Here is an 18,083-nt window from a genome sequence, read left to right as displayed (position 1 = left end):
TGTCCTCCGGCGCTTTTTCGTTGCCCGGGTTCTGCTCAAGTCGGTTGGTGGAGGGTACCTTTGGTGCTTAGGGGGATGAATGGAAGAGATCTTGATCGCAGGCGGGAAAGGACGGCTCGGAATCTGCGGGCCTCATTTTCACCTGGTTTGGGCGCCGGGGACGCTTGTCGACGCCCGGGACGCGGCCGCTTCGATTGAAGCGATGCGGGCCCTTGGCGGCGGCCGGGAGTTGCCCTTACTCGTGGAAATATCCGGTGTAACGATGCGCTCGACGGCAAGACATACCTACGAACGTGCCAAGGCAGTGACCGCGGTGGCCCTGCTGGGTTCCAGCGTGGTGGACACCGTCGTTGCGGCGGCACTTGGTCGCCACAGCTTTTGCCCGCACGCGTATTTCACCTCACGCACGGAGGCGCTGGAGTGGCTGGAGGGTTACCCGGGCCGCCGCCACGCTGTCACTGTGTTGCCTTACTGGTTGTCCCGCTTAGCTGGCCGGAACGGTTTCCGGTGCCTGCCGGCGGGCGGCCTGTTCCATTGCGTTCCACGCGGCGTAGCTGCCGTCGAGTTCGACGACGTCGTAGCCGGCGCGGCGCAGCGCGCTGGCCGCGACGGAGTTCCGGACGCCGCTCTGGCAGTAGGACACGATGGTGCCTTCGGTGGGGAGTTCATCCAGGTGCCACATCACGCGGCCGCCGCTGAGCTGGTAGGAGCCGGGGATGTGGCCGGCTGCATGTTCGGTGCGGTTGCGGACGTCCAGGACCATGGCGGCGTCAAAGCCGTCGAGTTCCTCGGGCTGGATCAGCTTCGGGACGCTGACCGGCAGGCCCTCGAGGCTGGTGACGTAGCCGGCGACTTTGTCGATGCCGACCCGGACGAGGTGGTCCCACATTTCCTGCGCGTCCGCCTGGCTGGAAGCGAGGAGGACCAGCGGGTTGGTGTCGGTTTCCGGGTTTACGACCCAGGCGCCGAAGCTGGCGGTGGACTTACCGGCCGGGACGTTGACGGAGCCGGTGACGGTGCCTTCGTGGACCTCGTTGTTCGGGCGGGTGTCAACGAAAATGACCTTGTCCGCGGCGAGGTCGCGGGCGACATCGGCGGTGCCCAGCTCGGGGAGCGGGGCGCGTTCGCCCATGACGGCGGGGCCTTCACGGTTTTCGCGTTTCATCCGGGCGAAGTAGGCGTGCGCGTCCGGCTGGCCGTCGAGGAGTTCATCAATGAAGCCCTGCTCGTCGTTTGCGGCCAGGTAGGGGCCCCACCAGGCGTAGAGCCGTTCGTAGCCGACGGTCGAGGACGGGATCGCGCCCAGGGCCTTGCCGCAGGCGCTGCCGGCGCCGTGGCCCGGGTGGACCTGGACGTGGTCCGGCAGGGTCAGGAACTTGTCCCGCAGGCTGGCGAACAGCTGCTTGGCGCCTGCGAAGCGGGTGTCGACGCCGCCGGCGGCCTCATCCAGCAGGTCCGGCCGGCCCAGGTCGCCGGAGAACACGAAGTCACCCGAGAGCAGGTAGCCCGGCTTGTCTGCGAATGCGCCGTCGGTGATCAAAAAGGACAGGTGCTCCGGGGTGTGCCCGGGGGTGTGGAGGGCCTTGACCGTGATGTTGCCCAGCACGATCTCATCGTTGTCGTTGAGCCGCTCGGCCTCAAAACCGTACTGCCAGTCCGCGCCGCCCTCGCCCGAGACATAGGCGGTGGCGCCGGTCGCGGCGGCCAGTTCCCGGGTGCCGGAGAGGAAGTCCGCGTGGATGTGCGTCTCGGTAACGGCCACGATCTTCATGCCGTTCGCGGCAGCGAGGTCCCGGTACACGGCGATATCACGCCGGGGATCAACCACAAGGGCCTCGCCCTTGGCCTGGCAGCCGATGAAATAGCTCGCCTGGGCAAGGTCTTCGTCGTAGATGCGCTCGATAAGCATTCGGGAGAACTCCTTCTTGAGGTGGACGGGGAAGGGATTCCTTCCTCCTCTACATTCAACAGTAATACCCCCGGGGGTATCGCGCAAGCGGCGCCGGACCGGTCCTGCGGTGCCGCCGACGTCGCCCGGAGGCTTCAGTTGCCGATCCTGGCCAGCACCTTGTTGATGGTCGCCGCGAGCCCGCGCGCGGCCTGAAGGACGCCGGCGTCGGACAGGGCTTTCGTTTCCGTTTCCACGCACAGCCTGCCCTTCCGGGCACCCACCTGGATGTGCCGGACTCCGGTCCCGTCGGGAAGCACATAAACCACGGCGTAGCCCGCTTCGCCGCCGGTGTTGACGATCGGGTGTTTGATGGCGGTCCAGGTGCGCGAGCCGCCGCCCGGCAGGCGCTCCCGGATCGAACTGCAGCGGCTGAGGTCGGCTGCCCGGCTGTCAAAAGGGGACGGCCCGGCCGGCGGGGGCGGCAAGCTGACGAGCCGCAAGCTGATCTGGTCCAGCACCTGCGGCCCACCGGCGATCTCAGCGACCACGGTGGCCGCCCCGGAGAACGAGGCAAGATAGGCGGCGTCGTCGTAAATGCATCCGGAAACGGCCGGCGCCGTGGCAGGGCCGCTCCGGGTGTAGCGTCCCTCCAGCACCTGGGCCGGCCTTCCAGTGGGGCCGGTAACGCCCTGCAGCAGCCTGGCCAGTTGCTGCGGCGTCCGTTGTTCGGGGGGCTGTGGGGTAGCGGGCGGACCAGACGGCGGTGCGGCTGACGGTGCCGTGCCGGAGTCGGTCTGCCCGACCAGTTTTTGGGCCAGCCGGACCAGCGGCTCGAGGGCGGTCCTGAGTTCCGCGTCGGACCTGGCGGTGGGTGCCTGCCGGCTCAGCCCGATCGTCAGGGTTCCCTTGAGTACCTGCAGTGCAACGGTGGCGCCGCCCGGGGGAGTGCCGGCGGTTGCCGGTGTCCTCAAAACCGTGGCGTAGGCCTTCTCGCCCACGGCCGGCGTCCTAAGCAGCCTGACCGTGGACGTTGGATCATTCCCCACCGTCTGCCGGAACGTTGAACACCTTTGGGCCAGGTCGTCGGTGTAGGCGAAATCCGCAGCGAGCACGTCGCTGCGCGGTGCGCTTCGGGCAAAGACAAACGCCAGGGCCTCGCGTGACCACACGCCGGTCAGCGTCAGGACGCCCGCGGCGAAGTGCATTGCCAGGTCCGCTCCGCTGGTCGGCGAACTGTGCGGCCGGAACACGCTGCACTCGCCGGGCTCGACGGACGGCTTATCGGCGGGCTCCGGTCGTCCCTGCAGGCGGGTGCGCAGGTCCGAGCTTCTGGAGACCCGCCCGGTGCCTTCCTGGCCGCTGTTGATCGCCCTGTCCACGAGGACCATCAGTTCCTCATCGGAAAGCACCTTCTCCGCCGTCGCCGACGGGAGAGTCCCGGTTGCGGGAGACGATCCGCTGCCCGCGGGCGGTGAGGGTGAGCCCGGCGTGCAGCCGGTCACCGCCAGAACAGCGGCAGCGCAGGCCAGGAGCCAGCGCTGGGTCCGCGAGCGGGGACCGCTGGTGTTCCGTGTTGTTGCAGCACCTGGACACACGACTGGACTCCCTGCCGTCGAAAGATGTGCTGAGCCCATGATCCGGCGCAGGGGCCGGGGGCACCAGAGGATTTATGCCCCCGGGCCGCGCCGGAGGTTACTCAATGCCGGGGACCAAGTCCGGCGGATGACCGGAAGCAAGTAGGCGACCAAGTGTCCCTAACAACCAACCAAGTAGGACCGGCCGGAAAGCAAGAAGCCCCTTCCAGAAGACGGGTAGGCGCCACTCGCGCGCTGCTCTTTCGGCGCTTCTAGGCTCCGGAGTACTGGGTGGAGTTAGTCAATTGAATGTTCAGAAACGGGTCTCAGCCATGCGTGAACAAGCGGCACTTCGTGCTTTGTCCGGACATTTTCCTGGTCGCTGTGGGGGCGCGGCCGGGGCATCCCATTTCAAGCGGAAGCGGGCTGCCGGATGGTCCCAGGCTCCCTCCCGGCGACGGTCGCGGACCCGACGCGCGTGGGCGCTCATCGTGGCATCATCGCTCGCCCTGGCCGGGCTATCCGTCAGCGGTCCGGCCTCTGCCGACGTCGGCACGATCGCGCACGATTTGTTACGGACAGGGTGGGACAGCAACGAGACTGCGCTTTCGCCGACGTCGGTCGCGTCATCAAATTTCGGCAAGCTTTTTTCCACCGCCGTGGACGGCCAGGTGTACGCCCAGCCGCTCGTGGTGGGCGGCACCGTCATAGCCGCGACGGAGAACAACAACGTCTACGGCCTGGACGGCGGCACCGGAGCGGTGAAGTGGCAGCGCAACCTCGGTCCGGCCTGGCCGGCAGCGACCGTAAGCTGCGGTGACCTCACCCCCAACATCGGAGTCACGTCCACTCCGGTCTTCGACGCCGCGACCAACAGCGTCTTCCTGATGGCGAAGACGAACGACGGAGCGACGCCGCAGCTCCCGCACTGGTACATGCATTCGCTGGACAGGGTCACGGGGGCCGAGAGGCCAGGGTTCCCGGTGCTCATCAACGGCGCGCCCACTAACGACCCGACACGGCCGTTCAACGCGATGACTGCGATGCAGCGGCCCGGGCTTCTCCTGCTGGATGGCGTGGTCTACGCCGGTTTCGCCAGCCACTGCGACTGGGCACCGTTTGTCGGCTACGTCGTCGGGGTGTCGACCGCAGGCCGGCAGACCACGATGTGGGCCACCGAGTCCGGCAACAGCAGTGCGGAGGGCGGAATCTGGCAATCCGGCGGCGGCCTGGTCTCCGACGGCACCGGCCAGATCCTGTTTTCCACCGGGAACGGGATTTCCCCTAAGCCGGGACCGGGCAAGACCCCTCCGGCGACCCTCGCAGAGTCAGTCGTTCGGGTCAGCGTCGGAGCCGACGGAAACCTCAAGGCCACGGACTTCTTCAGCCCGGCCAACAACGCCAAGTTGGATCAGAACGATGCCGACCTGGGTTCCGGTGCCCCGATCGCCATCCCCACCGGCTACGGCACCACGGCCCACCCTCGCCTGATGGTCCAGGTCGGCAAGGACGGCCGGGTCTACCTGCTGGACCGGGACAACCTGGGCGGTATGGGGCAGGGGAGCGGCGGAACGGACGCCGTCCTCGACGGCGCCGGGCCGTACAGTGGCGTCTGGGGCAGGCCCGCGTTCCTCGGGACCACAAACGGCGGGTACATCTACACCGTGGAGAACAAGGGCTACCTGCGTGCGCACAAGCTGTTGGCCAGCAGCACCGGCGGCATCCAGCTGGCCTCCGTCGGTACGTCCATTGGTACCTTCGGGTACACCTCCGGGGCGCCCACGGTGACCTCCAACGGTACAAACGCCTCCACCGCCCTGGTCTGGGCCGTGTACGTAACGGGACCCACCGGTACCGGCGCGGAACTCCGTGCCTACCGCGCAATGCCGGACAGCACCGGTAAGCTTCAGCAGGTTTTCGCGGCCCCGCTGGGCACCGCCGCCAAGTTTTCCACGGTTGCCACTGACAACGGGCGCGTCTACGTGGGAACCCGGGACGGGCACGTGATCGGCTTCGGTGCCCCGACGACCTCAGCGGTTGGGGCGACAAACACGGACCTGGGAACCGCCGCGGTAGGCACCACCGTGAAAGGGAACCTGATCATCACCGCCAGCAGGGCTGTTACGGTCAGTTCCGTCGCAGCACCTGCGCCGTTCGGGATCGAGGCCCTCACACTGCCCCGGACGCTTGCCAAAGGCGGAACCATGACGGTCCCGGCCACCTTCTCGCCGACCGTAGCCGGACAGGTCGACGGGACGTTGACCGTCAAAACCTCCGACGGCGAGACGGACCTTCTGGGGGTTCACGGCGTCGGCACCAAGGACGGCCTGGGGGCAACGCCGCCCACCCTGGTATTCACCGACGTGCCGACCCAGACCAGCAGTCGCCAGACCGTAAACGTGGTCAACACCGGCACGAGCGTCGCCACGATCACCGGCGTCACCTTGCCGGGCAACGCCCAGCTTGCGGTCGACCCGGCCACGCTGCCGGCCGTGGGACAGAAGATTCAACCCCTTACTTCCGTTCCGGTGTCCGTCACCTTCAGTCCGACGACGGCAACCCCGGTGGCTGATCAGCTCCTCATCACGAGCGACCGAGGATCACTCACGGTACCGGTGACGGCGACCGCCGTGTCGGGCGTAGCGCATCTGCAGCTGCCGGCATCCCTGGACTTTGGTGATGTGCCTGCCGGCGCTGCGGCCACCCGGGATTTCACCATTACTAACACTGGCAACATCCCCCTGACGATCACCAAGGCCAAGGCGCCGGAGGGTGTATTCTCCACCACCGTTCCAATCTCGGAAGGCCTGGTGATCCCGCCTGGAGAGTCCGCACATCAGAGCGTGACGTTCAAGCCGACGGTGGTCGGTCAGGCCGGAACCGCCGACACCTACTATCTGCTGACCGCGGACGACGGCCAAGGAGCACAGAAAGTAATGCTCACCGGAATGGGCGTCGACGATCCCATCGGCCTGAAGGCGTACCAGACCAATGCCGGTGACCCGCGGTCTGTCCTCGGCAGGTCGCTGACCTTGGAGTACCCGGTGGGGGCAGGGAAATGCCAGGACTACACCAAGGGCGTGATCTGCTGGTCCCCGTCCACCGGGGCCCATTGGGTCGCAGGCGCGATCTATGCCCGCTACAAGGCCGCGGGCGGCGCTGCCGGCGTCCTGGGGTTCCCCACCACCGACCAGCTGACAACCCCGGACACGATCGGGCGGTATGAACACTTCGCCGGCTCCGGCGGGGCATCCATTTACTGGACGCCAAGCACCGGGGCGCACCTCATCACGGGCGCGGTCCGTGCCAAGTGGTCGGCCCTGGGCAGGGAACGGGGGCTGCTGGGCTATCCGACGTCGGACGAGGCGCGCACCCCTGATGGCGTGGGACGTTACAGCCACTTCACAGGTTCGGGCGGTTCATCGATCTACTGGACGCCAAGCACCGGGGCGCACTTCATCACGGGCGCGGTCCGTGCCAAGTGGTCGGCCCTGGGCAGGGAACGGGGGCTGCTGGGCTATCCGACGTCAGACGAGACGCGCACCCCTGATGGCGTGGGACGTTACAGCCACTTCACAGGCTCGGGCGGTGCATCGATCTACTGGTCGGCGAAGACCGGGTCGCACTATGTCCTCGGTGCGATCCGTGCCAAGTGGACGGCCCTCGGCAGGGAAAGGGGACGTCTGGGATATCCGACCCGGGACGAGTACGCAGTGTCCGTGGGCCGGGCGTCGGACTTCCAGCACGGGCGGTTGACCTGGAATAGCTCAACCAGACTGGTGACCGGCTAGCGCGTGCGGGCCCCCCGGGCCCCAGCGGTCCGCGTAGGACACTGCGCTCGCCGACGGTTTCCCGCGGGAGGACGCAGCTGCTTAGGCCTAGCCGGCCCCCGCACGACAGAATGGATCCATGAGCGAGGCCGGTGACTTCATTGACGCGGCGCTGCTGCGTGAGAGCTCGTGGCAGCGGGCCGAGGAAGCGCAGGCGCGATACGGCCCGGGCCTGGGGAGCTATGGCTCCTCGGTTGGCGCCGTCCGCGGCACTGTCCGCGACGCGCTGCGCCGGTACCGGTCACTCGGCCGCGACGATGTCACCGCCCTCAGCTCGGAGTTGTGGGAGGTGCCCGTCTTCGAACGCCGCCTTGCCGCCGTCGTCCTGCTGCAGTCCAGCCTGGCCCTGCTGGACAATTCGGACCTGACCCGGATCGAGGGTTTCCTGCGGACTGCGCGCCTGCGCGAGCTGGCCGATCCGCTGGCGACCGATGTCGTCGGGCCGCTGATTGCGGGACTGGACGGCCAAAACCGTTCCCGCGCGGAAACCGTGCTGGGCCGCTGGCTGCAGGACCCGGACGATTGGCTGCGGCGGGCGGCCCTGATGGCGCCGCTCCGCGAGCTACGGGCCGGTGGAGGGGATTGGGACCGTTACCGGCGCCAGGCCGCACTGGCGGAGTCGGGCACCCCGGACGACGCCGGTCTGGTGAGGGAGGCGATCGCTGCCGTCACCTCCGGGACGGCGAAGTAGCGCTACGTGCCGGGCCGGCGCTCCACGACGGCATACGCCTTTCCGTCGAGGAACTGCCAGTCGGTCACCACCATAAAACCGAGCGCGTCCACACGGTCATTCAGGACGTGGATATCGAAGCCGCCGTCGCGCGGTTCCGCGTCCCACGTGGCTACGTGGATTTCCTTTCCCTCGAGAACCAGCAGCTCTGTGTTGACGTCGAAATCCTCCTGCGGCTGATCGCTGAGCTGGCAAATTGCGACACAGTGGCTGTTCATAACGGGGCCTCCACTCGGGGAATGCTGGGTGCCCTCATCCTATGGCTGGCAGCTAGCAGCGTCCTAGGCTTTCTTCCGCGCCAGGACACGGCTCCGTTATCTGAATGTGACATTCCCGCCCGGGCCCGTTACCGTAGATGGGTGCCTGTTTGTTTCCGATACGGGCGCTCCCGAGCCGATTGCCTAACTCTGCCGCGGCCTGGGATCCGAATGCAACCTTTCTGGCAGAGACGGGGAAACCACTTTTGACCTGCAGTTTTAGCAGGTCTTGGGGTGAAGCCGCACAGCGCCCGCATTGACGGGCCCGCGGCCGGGTGCCTCCCATCCGAATCCGACAGCTCACCTCGCAGGCATTGGGAGAGGCTACAAACATGACTTCAAGCATTACTTCTGCGCGCCATCGTTCCGACGCATCCGCCGGACGGGCCTCAGCATTCTCGGGCAAATCAGGCACCATCGGTCGTCAGGCCGCAGTAATCTTCGCAGCCTCCGGCCTCGTCCTCACGAGCGGAATGGCAGCCAATGCAGCCGTTGCCCCGGCCGAAAACAAGACCGCCCCCGCTTCGTCGGTTGACGTCGGCAGCAAGGTCTCCGCGCCGGTTACCGCTGATTCCGCAGTTCAGATCAGCTTCGCCCGCCCGGCAGTCGCTACCACGCCGGCGCCCGTGATCGAGCAGCCTAAGCCCGTCACCGCCCCTGCGGTTGCCGCCGCTCCGGCTGTCGCGCCTGCCCCTGCTCCGGTGCTCGCGCCGGCAGCGCCGCAGGTCAGCGTTCAGGCGAAGGCGGCCGTGGCACCTGCCTCGGCAGCCGGCGGAGCCAACGCCGCGATGCTTTCGGCCGCCTACAGCCAGATCGGCATCACCCAGGACTGCACCGCCATGGTGGAGAAGGCCCTCGGTGCGGCCGGTATCCACGTGGGCGACCTCGGTCCCCAGCAGTTCATGGGCTACGGCAAGGTTGTGGGTGCCCCGCAGCCCGGCGACATGATCGTCCAGTCCGGCCACGTCGCCATCTACGCCGGTGACGGCATGGCCATCAGCGGTGGCATGAACGGCAGCAACCAGACGATCAAGCACCCGCTGTCCTGGCTGACCGCCACGGGTGGCGTGACCTTCGTCCGCGCCAGCGCATAGCAAAAAGCTTAAGAACCTCTTTCCAGGGCCGGTGGTCGGCTGCTAAACGGCAGCTGGCCACCGGCTTTTGCGCACGTTTACGCCGGCCGGTGAGCTCAGCCGGCGTACCGCAGCAGGACGACGCCGTTGCCAAACGCGCGGGTGCCGGCGAGCGTGAGCGCGGTCCTGTCGTCTGCTGACTTGAACAAGGGATTCCCCCGCCCGATCAGCACCGGGTGGACATAAATCCAGTACTCGTCAATGAGCCCGAGCCGGCGGAAGGTATCGGCGAGGTCAGCCCCGCCCAGTGCCAAGTCGCCGCCGGGCTGCGCCTTCAGTGCCAGCACGTCATCGGCGACGACGTCGCGCACCACCGTGGTGTTCCAGTCGGCCCGTTCCAGCGTCCTGGAGTAGACAATCTTCGGCATGTCCCGCCAAATTTTGGCGAACTCGACCATAGCCGGTGTACTGGACGGATCCTGGTCCGCCGTCGGCCAGAAGTCGGCCATCAGTTCGTAGGTCACGCGGCCGTCCAGGAAGGCGCCCATAGAGGCCAGTTGCTCGTTGAAGTGGCTGTGGAGCTCCTCGTCCACCATGTGCCAGTCAATCTCTCCGTTCGGCCCCTCGAAAAAACCGTCGAGGGAGACCTGGAGGGCCAGAATGATCTTTCGCATGGGCCAGAGCCTACGCCCGGACGAAGCGATGCGGGAAGGCGGCGCTCGTCCCCGGTGGACGGCAACATCCTGCCGTTTTGGGCTCCAAGCTCGTGCCGTAGGCTCGCGACAAACCAATTTCGGCAGTATGTTGCCGAATGGGCAATATTCGGGCACTATTAGGAGAGCCCTGCTGAGGGATCGGCAAAATGATGCCGATATGGCGAAGCCGGGACATCAGACCGCGGCATGGTGTGCGCGCAGCGAAGGGGAGTGCCAGTGAGCGACGTGGCGGCGATTGCCGAGGGGATCCGCCGGACCCGCAAGGAGGCCGGGCTGACCCAGGAGGACCTGGCGCACCTGGCCGGCACCTCGGAGCGTACCGTCCGCGCCATCGAGACCGGGAGCGGCAACCCGTCGCTGCAGGCTGTGGTGGCGGTGGCGAACGTGCTCGGCCTGAAACTCGCGGTGGGCTGATGCCGGCCGAACTCCAGGACCTGAGGTTCGTCAGGGCGGCCGACGTCTACAAGAACGGCCGCCTGGCCGGCCACCTCGCACGGACCGGCACCGGGGGAGTGCGGTTCTCCTACCGGCCCGACTACCTCGCAGGCGGCCACCCCGCCGTCGCCATCTCCCTTCCCCCGTCCGAGGTGGCAGTGGAAGCCCCCGCCGGGGCGCTGCCCGCCTTCTTTGCCGGACTCCTCCCCGAGGGCCACCGGCTCACCGTGCTGAAGAACGCCACCAAAACGAGTTTCGACGACGAGTTGACCCTGCTGCTCGCCGTCGGGGCGGACGTTCCCGGCGACGTGCAGGTGGTTCCGGCCGGAGAGCCCCCGGCGGAACCGGCGGCCCTGGCCGATACCTCACGGCCCGTGGAACTGGATTTCTCCTTCCTCGCCAACACCGTGGACCTGCACGGCATCCCGGGGGTACAGCGCAAGACCAGCGCCTCCATGCTGACCACTCCGCTGGCCCTGCGGGGACACCGCTACCTGCTTAAACTCGATCCGCCGGAACACCCGCACCTGGTGGAAAACGAGGCCGCCCACCTGAAAGGTGCGAAGGCGCTGAAGATCGCCGTCGCAAAAAGCTCCGTCATTGCCGACCGGAACGGCCTGCCCGGACTCCTCGTCGAAAGGTTCGACCGGGTCAAGACGGCCGACGGCGCATGGCACCGGCTGCCGCTCGAAGACGGCACCCAGGTGCTGGGCCTCCCGCCGGCGTCCAAGTACGGCGTGGCGTCGGAGGATGTTGCGGCCGCGCTGGCTCGGATGTGCAAGGCGCCGGTGGTTGCCAGCCGCAACCTGTACCTCCAGTTCCTCTTCGCGTGGCTGACCGGAAACGGCGACCTTCACGCCAAGAACCTGGCCATCCTGGGCGGTCCCGCCGGTTTCGCGATGGCCCCCGTCTACGACGTTCCCTGCACCCTGCTGTACGGGGACGAGACGCTGGCCCTCCCCGTCGCCGGCAAGACCCGGAACCTCAAGGCCAGGCACTGGGCCGAATTCGCGGTCACACTCGGGTTGCCGCGCCGGGCCGCGGAGAGCGCCAACCGCACTGCGCTTGCGGCGGCGGACGCCATCCGCCTCGAAGACTTGCCGTTCTCGGGTTCCCCGCTGCGCGGAGCGCAGCGGGAATTGCGGTTCAGGCGCCAGGAGATCAACGCCTGAACCAGGACATGGAAGGTCTAGGCCCGGCCGCGCCCTATTCCGTGCCTTTGGCGAAGGTGGCCGCGCTCAGGAACTCGACCCCGACAAACGGGTCTCCGCCTTCAACCCAGGCGTCGTGGCCCGGGGGAATGGTGTAGGAATCTCCCGCGGCGATGTCGATGCGGCCGCCGTCGGTGGTCTCGACGGTCAGCTTGCCGGACACGCAGAACCCCACGTGGCTGTTCTCGCACGTATCAGTGTGCACCACGGGTTTGATGCATTCGGACCAGCGCCATCCCGGCTCAAAGCTGAATCGGCCGATCGTGTAGTCGCCGACGGACACGATGTCGACCTCGGTCTTGTCCGGACGGCGCTTCTCATCGGGCGAGTTGTGGGACTTCACCTGCAGCTGGGTAACAACATTTGTGGTCATGGCACTCCCTCTTCCCTATCAGGGAATTTAACTGCTTACGGAGCCAAGCGTCCTCGCTTGGCCGCCCGTTGTCGATACACATTTCTTAGAAGCTGGACGAGCTCCCGGAGCCGGAAAAGCTGCCGCCGCTGCCGCCGTATCCTGTGGTGGAACCGCCCCTGGCGGAGCTGACGCTGCTGACGCCGGTGCTGAAACCACTGTTGAAAGTGGGGACCGAGAAGAAGTAATAAGAGGGATACACCGTGCCCAGGATGCTGGGCTCATAGCTGCGCCGTTGCTTCTTGCCGGTCCCCGCCTGGGCCTCCTCCATTTCCTTGCGCATGAGCTTGGCCTCGCGATCGTTCCGGGCGAAGCCGGCGATCACCGTGTCCGCGTGGCTCTTGAGCAGCTCTGAGAGCTCGGTCCTGGCGTCGCGCAGCCGGTCCAGCGCGGTTTCTGGGGTGATGCTGCCGTCGGAAAGTTCCGCGGTCCAGCGTTCTATGTCCCGCTGGCTGCGGTCGCGGAAGGAACGGAGTGCGGCGGCAGTGGCGGAATCGCCCTCACCGTGGCTCTTGGCGAGCATGCCCTCGATCCCCGCCAGGTCGCTGCGGAAGGGGGCGAGCTGCCGGTCCCACGCCGTCGCCCAGATGGACCCGCGGTTCAGCAGTGCGTTCGTGTCGGCGATGACGTCATCCAGGGCATCGAGTTCGGCGGCTGCATCGGCGTACTGCCGGGCCAGCGACAGGCTGGAACGGCGCCCCAGCTGCCGCGGCGTCAGGGCATGCACCTGGTTCGAGAGCCCGGTGGCCGTGTTGTAGCGGCTCAGGAAGGTGCGGTGCTTCTCCAGCACGGTGCTGCCGTACCGCGACGACTCGGGGATGGTGCTGGCATTGAGTTCCGTCACCTGCAGATCCATGCTCACGTTGGCATAGTTCGCGTCGCCGCGGGCGATCTCTTTGCGGCTGCCCACTCGGGTCCGCCAGCGGACCAGCAACCAGGTGCCCGCAGCGGCCACCGCGGCCCCCACAGCGCCCCAGGCCGTGACAAGGAAGGCGGTGGAGCGATACCACGGCTGGTTGATCAGCTCCGCGCCGCGCCGAATGCCCGCAATGGTCCCTTCCGTCCACTGGGCGTCGCGCAGCAGTTCCTTGGCGGCGTCCTGGATGTCAGCGCGCTGCTCGAGGGATACCTTCCGGTCCTCGCCCATGTACGTTCCGACGTGCCGGCCCACCGGATCCAGCGCAAAGATGAAGAGGCCGTCCGCCCATTTCTGCCCGTCCTTGCTGATCCAGTCCGGGTGCTCGGCGCGGGCGAAGCGCAGCACCTCCTCGTTGAGGTTGTCCGCCGCGCTGCCCTTGTACGTGTAGACGGCGACCTTGGTGGGCTCGTAGAACTCGATCTTCTGCACCGCAGGGATCAGCGTGTTGCGGTCCAGGACCCCCGCCCGGTCCTCCACGACGACGTCGGCCGGCGGGACGGCGAGCGCCGCCGGCGCGGCGCCCAGCAGGATGGCCAACGGGGCGATGAGCAGCAGCAGGGCGCCCGCCAGTTTCGGGCCAATGATTTTCCGCATGATCCCCATCGCCTGAGAGTAGTGTCTGCTGCCAGCGTCGTCGAGCCGTGGGGGCGCTGAAAGGGCCGAAAGACACCGTGACGGGGCATCGCGGCCCCTCCATACTGACGGCATGAGTCAGCCGCCGAACGGCCCCGAACGACCGGCCACAGCAAGCAGCGACGGCCCGCGCGGCAAGGATCAGGTCCCGGGACCCGCCGCGGTCCGGGCCCCGGTCCCGGAGCGGCACCGGCCCGACCGGGTGCTGCAGGGCATCGTTGCTGCGATCGCCGTGCTGGTGGTGGTCGCGCTGGCCGTGGTCTTTCTTCGCGGGGAGCCGCAGCCGCTGGATGAGTCGTCCCCGGCCGGAGTGGTGCAGCGCTACAGCAGGGCCGTCATCGACGCGGACACCGCCGCCGCGGACGCCTACCTCACCGACGCCGCCCGGTCCCGCTGCGCCAACTTCTACGGCAGTGCCCAGGCCAGCCGGGTGGTCCTGATCTCCACCTCGGAGCGGGGGGACACCGCCACGGTGAAGGTCTCGGTGGTGCACTCGGCGTCGGAGGGGCCGTTCGGCCCCTCCGAATACGCCGAGGAAGCCGTCATCGGCCTGGTGAAGGATGCCGGCAAGTGGATGATCAACGATCTGCCATACAGCCTCCAGACCTGCGCCGGCGGGGTGTTGAAAAAGTGAGCGCCACCAGGGTGCCCACCGGCCCAGCGGCGGGGTCGGCGCAGGCGAAGGTCCGCCGCCTGGTGGTCTTCGTGTTGCTCTTTGCCCTCGTGGTGATCGCCGCCAACGGGCTCAGCGGCCTGCTGGAACGGCTGCTGCGCTCCGGCCAGGTGCTGGCCGGAGAAGGGGTCGCGGGGCTGGCGTTGTCGCTGGCGTTCACGCTGATCGGCGGCCCGCTCGCCGCGCTGCTCTGGTGGTTCGTCTGGCGGCGGCTGGACGAGGAAGCGGAGCGGGCGGCCACGTCGTGGGGTCTTTACGTCGCCGCGGTTTACACGATTTCGCTGATCCTCTTTGTGACGTCCCTGCTGGCGATGGCGGCCTCGTTCATCGCCGACGCGAATCCGGAGTGGCGGTCGCCGCTCTCCGTCGGCCTGGTCTGGGCCTTAGTGTGGGTGTGGCACCGCTGGATGTGGCGGCATCGGGCGCGGAGCCCGCTCGAGCTTGCGAACGTGCCGGCCGTCATCGGCACGTATTTCGGGCTGGGCGTCGGAGTGGGCGCCGCGGTGACGGCCTTTGGCGGCCTGCTGGACGTCGCCATCCGCGGATCGATGGAGCTCACGTCGACCGTTGACCCGTGGTGGCAATCCACCCTGCAGGATCTGGTCTGGGCGGCCGGCGGGGGCCTGGTTTGGTGGTGGCACTGGGTCCGGGGTGGTGCGCGCCGGCTCCGGGGCGGGTTCGCCGATGTGGGGCTTGTCGTCGTCGGTGTGCTGGCGGCGGGCCTTCTCGCCCTGGGCGGGGCCGGGACCGTCCTTTTTGTCCTGCTGCGACTGGCGTTTGACCGGCAGGACGCCCTGATGGAATTGCTTGCGCCCCTCGGCGTCGCGATCGCGTCGGCCGCCGTCGGCTCGCTGGTCTGGCGCTATTACCGGACCATTGCGGTCAGCCGCGCCGAACGGACCCGTCAGGCAGGGGCGCTGGTGACCTCGGGTGTGGCCCTGGCGGCTGCCGCCACCGGCGTCGGCGTGATCGTGAACGCGGCCCTCTCCATCGCGGTGTCGCCGTTGGCCGGAGGCAACGCCCGCACCCTGCTGCTCGGCGGCATCAGTTCCCTCGCCGTGGGCGGCTGCGTCTGGTGGCTTGCGTGGCGGCCGGCGAGGCAGCACCGGCTTGAAGGCGCTGTCCCGCTCGGGCGGCGCGTCTATCTCATCGCGGTGTTTGGCCTCAGCGCCGTGGTGGCCCTGATTGCCCTCCTGGTGGTCGGTTACCGCGTCTTCGAATATTTTCTGGGCGACGTAACCGGCGGCAGCCTGGTGGACCGGATCCGCGCACCGCTGGGCCTGCTGGTGGCCACGGGCCTGGCCGCCGGCTACCACTTTGCCGTCTGGCGGCAGGACAGGTCCCGGCCGGCAGCCGCGGGGCTCGGCCGGAAACGGACGATTGGGCACGTGATCCTTGTGGCCGGCCCCGACCCGGAGCCGCTGCGCCGCGCCCTCGAGGAGCTCACGGGGGCCGCGGTTACTGTCTGGATCCGGGACGACATCGCCGTGCCCGTACCGGCGGCCGCCGTGCCTGCCGCCGGCGTGCCTGACGCCGGCGCGCCCGGCGTCGGCCTGTCCGAGGCCGGCGTGTCCGCGGGGGATCCCGGCGGCCGGCTGGCCGAGGCCCTCGCCGGGGTAAGCGCCAAGCGCGTGCTCGTGATCACGGGTCCCGGCGGCAGCGTGGACGTCATACCGCTGCGCGGCTGAGCCGGTTGCGGGCAGCCGGCGACACCGCCCGGCGGGTCTCTGGCCGGTCCTCCAGGGTTAGCAGTAGCCTGTCGATTAGCGGCCGCCCGGCCGTGGTTATCGACGAAGAAGTCGGGGTGCGACATGGCTGGAAAATTCGAAGTGTACAAGGACAAGTCCGGTGGGTTCCGGTTCCGGCTCAAGGCTGCCAACGGCGAGGTAGTGGCGTCTTCGCAGAGCTACAAGTCCAAGGCCAGCGCCATGGGCGGAGTCGAATCCGTCAAGAAGAACGCCGGGGCCGACGTCGTTGACCTCACCGAAGAGCCCGCAGGCAGCATCACCGGGGTAGCCGGCTAGGCCAGGACCCGCCGGCCCGGATCACGGAAGTCCGAATTCCCTGCGGTAGGAACGGACGGCGTTGTGCACCGTGGGAAAAAAGTGGTCCGGGCCGAACCGGCTGCTGACGCCGAAGCGGATGAGCCGGTCCTTGATCGGCCCCTTCATCTCGGCGAACACCAGGCTGATGCCTTTCCGGGCGAGTTCGTCGTCGAGTTCCACGAGGTCATCCAGGGCAGTCGTGTCGAGGTCCGTGATGGCCTCCGACGCCACCACCACCCACCGTACGGGTCCGGGGGCCTGCGCCACGAGCGTGCGGATGTGCTCGGCGAACACCGCGCCGTTGGCGAAAAACAGCGGGGCGTCGAAGCGGGCAATCACCAGCCCCGGCACCCGGTGGCCTTCCGGGTGCCGGCTGAGGTCGTGGTAGCCGGGCAGGTCCTCAACACTGGCCAGCTCCGTGCGGTAAGGGTCCCAGGCGCGCAGGACGAAAGCGATCAGGGACAGGCCGATTGCGACCAGGATGCCCTCGAGGACACCCACGAAGGCGACGCCGAGGAACGTCGTGACGAGCAGCGCCGTTTCGGTCCGGCTCATCCTGATCAGCCGCACGAGGGTCTTGACGTCAACGATCGAGGCCGCCGCAAGGATCACGACGGCGGCCAGGGTGCTGGAGGGCAGGAACGCCGTGATCCCGGGCGCGGAGATCATGAACAGCACCACAAGGGCTGCCGCGATGACGCCGCTGAGCGGACTGCGCGCCCCGGCCTCAAGCGCGATCGGGGTGCGGGACGCGCTGCCGGAAACCGGAAAACCGCCGAACAGTCCGCAGGCCGCATTGGCGAAGCCGAGTGCGCCCATTTCCTGGTTCCCATTCACGCGGGTGCCGCGCCGGCGCGCGAGGCTCGTCGAGAGCACTGAGGTGTCCGCGAAGGCGATCAGTGCGATGCCGGCCGCGGGCCCCAGCAGGGCAAGGACTTCCTCCGGCCGGACGCTGCCAAGCGCGGGCACCGAAGGCTCTGCCGGGAGGGCGCCAACCACCGGAACGGCCCCGCCCAGCCCGGCCGCGGCGGTGACAGCCATGGAAGCCAGCACCGCCAGCAGCACACCGGGGACTTTCCACGGTAGCCCCCGGCAGCCGAGGATGACCGCGATGGTGCCGGCGCCGAACAACAGTGCCAGCGGATTAGCGGCGCCCTGGAGCAGTGCCCGCCCCGTACCGCCAAGGCTGCCGGCGAGTGAACCGGCGTCGGCCGGGATGCCGAACAGCTTGGGCAGCTGGCTGGCGATTACGACGAGCGCTATGCCGTTCAGGTAGCCCACGCGGATGGGCTTGGACAGCAGGCCGGTGACAGAACCGAGTTTGAGGAACCGGCCAACGATCAGCATCGCCCCTATCAGCAGCGAAAGCACCCCGGCCAGGGCCACGGCGTGGCCGGACGCCCCGCCCGCCAGTGGGAGGATCGCCGCGGCGATCATCGGTGCGAGGGAGGAGTCCGGCCCGACGATCAACACCCGCGAGGGGCCGAACACGGCGTACGCGAGCAGGGGAACCACCGAGGCGTAGAGACCGGTGACGGCGGGCAGGCCCGAGGCCTCGGCGTAGGCCATGCCGGCCGGGATCAATGCCGCGCTCAGGGCCGCGCCCGAAGCCAGGTCGGACTTCAGCCAGGAGCGCCGGTAGCCGAGGACAATCTTGAGGCCGGGCGGCACACTTCCGATCCAG

General features: G+C 68.0%; 15 protein-coding genes, 1 pseudogene and 1 riboswitch. Of the genes and pseudogenes, 9 read left to right on the top strand and 7 right to left on the bottom strand.

The genetic code is table 11. The annotated features are described in order from the left end of the window. Positions 1 to 79: 79 nt before the first annotated feature. Positions 80 to 424: pseudogene (locus AC1DGE_RS02190) on the top strand (DUF7793 family protein); the annotation flags it as partial. A 60-nt stretch (positions 425 to 484) separates the two neighbouring features. Here the strand turns inward: AC1DGE_RS02190 and AC1DGE_RS02185 are convergent. Together AC1DGE_RS02185 and AC1DGE_RS02180 are read right to left on the bottom strand one after the other, a co-directional pair. Next, on the bottom strand, positions 485 to 1,909 hold the full coding sequence (locus tag AC1DGE_RS02185) for an MBL fold metallo-hydrolase (RefSeq protein ID WP_476916804.1): 1,425 nt from the start codon (positions 1,907 to 1,909) through the stop codon (positions 485 to 487). Between the two features lie 134 nt (positions 1,910 to 2,043). Continuing rightward, complete coding sequence (locus tag AC1DGE_RS02180; RefSeq protein WP_476916803.1) at positions 2,044 to 3,300, bottom strand: hypothetical protein; 1,257 nt, start codon at positions 3,298 to 3,300, stop codon at positions 2,044 to 2,046. A 656-nt stretch (positions 3,301 to 3,956) separates the two neighbouring features. Here AC1DGE_RS02180 and AC1DGE_RS02175 point away from each other — a divergent pair. Continuing rightward, positions 3,957 to 7,256, top strand: coding sequence for an Ig-like domain-containing protein (locus AC1DGE_RS02175; protein WP_476916802.1), 3,300 nt, complete (start codon positions 3,957 to 3,959; stop codon positions 7,254 to 7,256). A gap of 118 nt (positions 7,257 to 7,374) precedes the next feature. Next, on the top strand, positions 7,375 to 7,986 hold the full coding sequence (locus AC1DGE_RS02170) for a DNA alkylation repair protein (RefSeq protein WP_476916801.1): 612 nt from the start codon (positions 7,375 to 7,377) through the stop codon (positions 7,984 to 7,986). Positions 7,987 to 7,988: 2 nt separating this feature from the next. Here AC1DGE_RS02170 and AC1DGE_RS02165 read toward each other — a convergent pair whose 3' ends face one another. Further along, positions 7,989 to 8,243 (bottom strand): hypothetical protein, encoded by a 255-nt coding sequence (locus AC1DGE_RS02165; protein ID WP_441417650.1) that lies wholly within the window; start codon positions 8,241 to 8,243, stop codon positions 7,989 to 7,991. 201 nt (positions 8,244 to 8,444) lie between these two features. Beyond that, a riboswitch (cyclic di-AMP (ydaO/yuaA leader) is annotated at positions 8,445 to 8,610 on the top strand. Between the two features lie 4 nt (positions 8,611 to 8,614). On the opposite strand from AC1DGE_RS02165, the gene AC1DGE_RS02160 reads away from it, so the two are divergent. After that, complete coding sequence (locus AC1DGE_RS02160; RefSeq protein ID WP_441417651.1) at positions 8,615 to 9,376, top strand: hypothetical protein; 762 nt, start codon at positions 8,615 to 8,617, stop codon at positions 9,374 to 9,376. Positions 9,377 to 9,471: 95 nt separating this feature from the next. On the opposite strand, the gene AC1DGE_RS02155 is transcribed toward AC1DGE_RS02160, so the two are convergent. Next, complete coding sequence (locus AC1DGE_RS02155) at positions 9,472 to 10,029, bottom strand: dihydrofolate reductase family protein (RefSeq protein ID WP_476892434.1); 558 nt, start codon at positions 10,027 to 10,029, stop codon at positions 9,472 to 9,474. Positions 10,030 to 10,287: 258 nt separating this feature from the next. Here AC1DGE_RS02155 and AC1DGE_RS02150 point away from each other — a divergent pair, with 258 nt between their 5' ends. Both AC1DGE_RS02150 and AC1DGE_RS02145 read left to right on the top strand, forming a co-directional pair. Beyond that, positions 10,288 to 10,485, top strand: coding sequence for a helix-turn-helix transcriptional regulator (locus AC1DGE_RS02150; RefSeq protein WP_349627135.1), 198 nt, complete (start codon positions 10,288 to 10,290; stop codon positions 10,483 to 10,485). After that, positions 10,485 to 11,678: a type II toxin-antitoxin system HipA family toxin gene (locus tag AC1DGE_RS02145; protein ID WP_476916800.1), complete on the top strand. Its 1,194-nt coding sequence runs from the start codon at positions 10,485 to 10,487 to the stop codon at positions 11,676 to 11,678. Before AC1DGE_RS02150 ends, AC1DGE_RS02145 begins: the two co-directional genes overlap by 1 nt. A gap of 34 nt (positions 11,679 to 11,712) precedes the next feature. Here the strand turns inward: AC1DGE_RS02145 and AC1DGE_RS02140 are convergent, their stop codons facing one another. Both AC1DGE_RS02140 and AC1DGE_RS02135 read right to left on the bottom strand, forming a co-directional pair. Continuing rightward, positions 11,713 to 12,090, bottom strand: coding sequence for a cupin domain-containing protein (locus AC1DGE_RS02140; protein WP_441417654.1), 378 nt, complete (start codon positions 12,088 to 12,090; stop codon positions 11,713 to 11,715). An 85-nt stretch (positions 12,091 to 12,175) separates the two neighbouring features. Then, on the bottom strand, positions 12,176 to 13,651 hold the full coding sequence (locus AC1DGE_RS02135; RefSeq protein ID WP_476892436.1) for a DUF5129 domain-containing protein: 1,476 nt from the start codon (positions 13,649 to 13,651) through the stop codon (positions 12,176 to 12,178). Positions 13,652 to 13,754: 103 nt separating this feature from the next. Between AC1DGE_RS02135 and AC1DGE_RS02130 the strand changes: the two genes are divergently transcribed. From AC1DGE_RS02130 to AC1DGE_RS02120, 3 genes are all read left to right on the top strand, one after another. Next, complete coding sequence (locus AC1DGE_RS02130) at positions 13,755 to 14,315, top strand: LpqB family beta-propeller domain-containing protein (protein ID WP_476916799.1); 561 nt, start codon at positions 13,755 to 13,757, stop codon at positions 14,313 to 14,315. Beyond that, entirely contained in the window at positions 14,312 to 16,042 is a 1,731-nt protein-coding gene (locus tag AC1DGE_RS02125) for a DUF5671 domain-containing protein (protein ID WP_441417657.1), read from the top strand. Before AC1DGE_RS02130 ends, AC1DGE_RS02125 begins: the two co-directional genes overlap by 4 nt. Before the next feature lie 123 nt (positions 16,043 to 16,165). Further along, positions 16,166 to 16,378, top strand: coding sequence for a YegP family protein (locus tag AC1DGE_RS02120; protein WP_441417658.1), 213 nt, complete (start codon positions 16,166 to 16,168; stop codon positions 16,376 to 16,378). A 21-nt stretch (positions 16,379 to 16,399) separates the two neighbouring features. Here AC1DGE_RS02120 and AC1DGE_RS02115 read toward each other — a convergent pair whose 3' ends face one another. Further along, the gene (locus tag AC1DGE_RS02115) at positions 16,400 to 18,070 is read right to left on the bottom strand and encodes a SulP family inorganic anion transporter (RefSeq protein WP_476916798.1); all 1,671 of its coding nucleotides are present in this window, start codon (positions 18,068 to 18,070) and stop codon (positions 16,400 to 16,402) included. Positions 18,071 to 18,083 lie beyond the last annotated feature (13 nt).

The organism is Arthrobacter sp. 05N425 (genome assembly GCF_056397125.1).
This window is presented reverse-complemented; position numbering and strand designations above follow the sequence as displayed.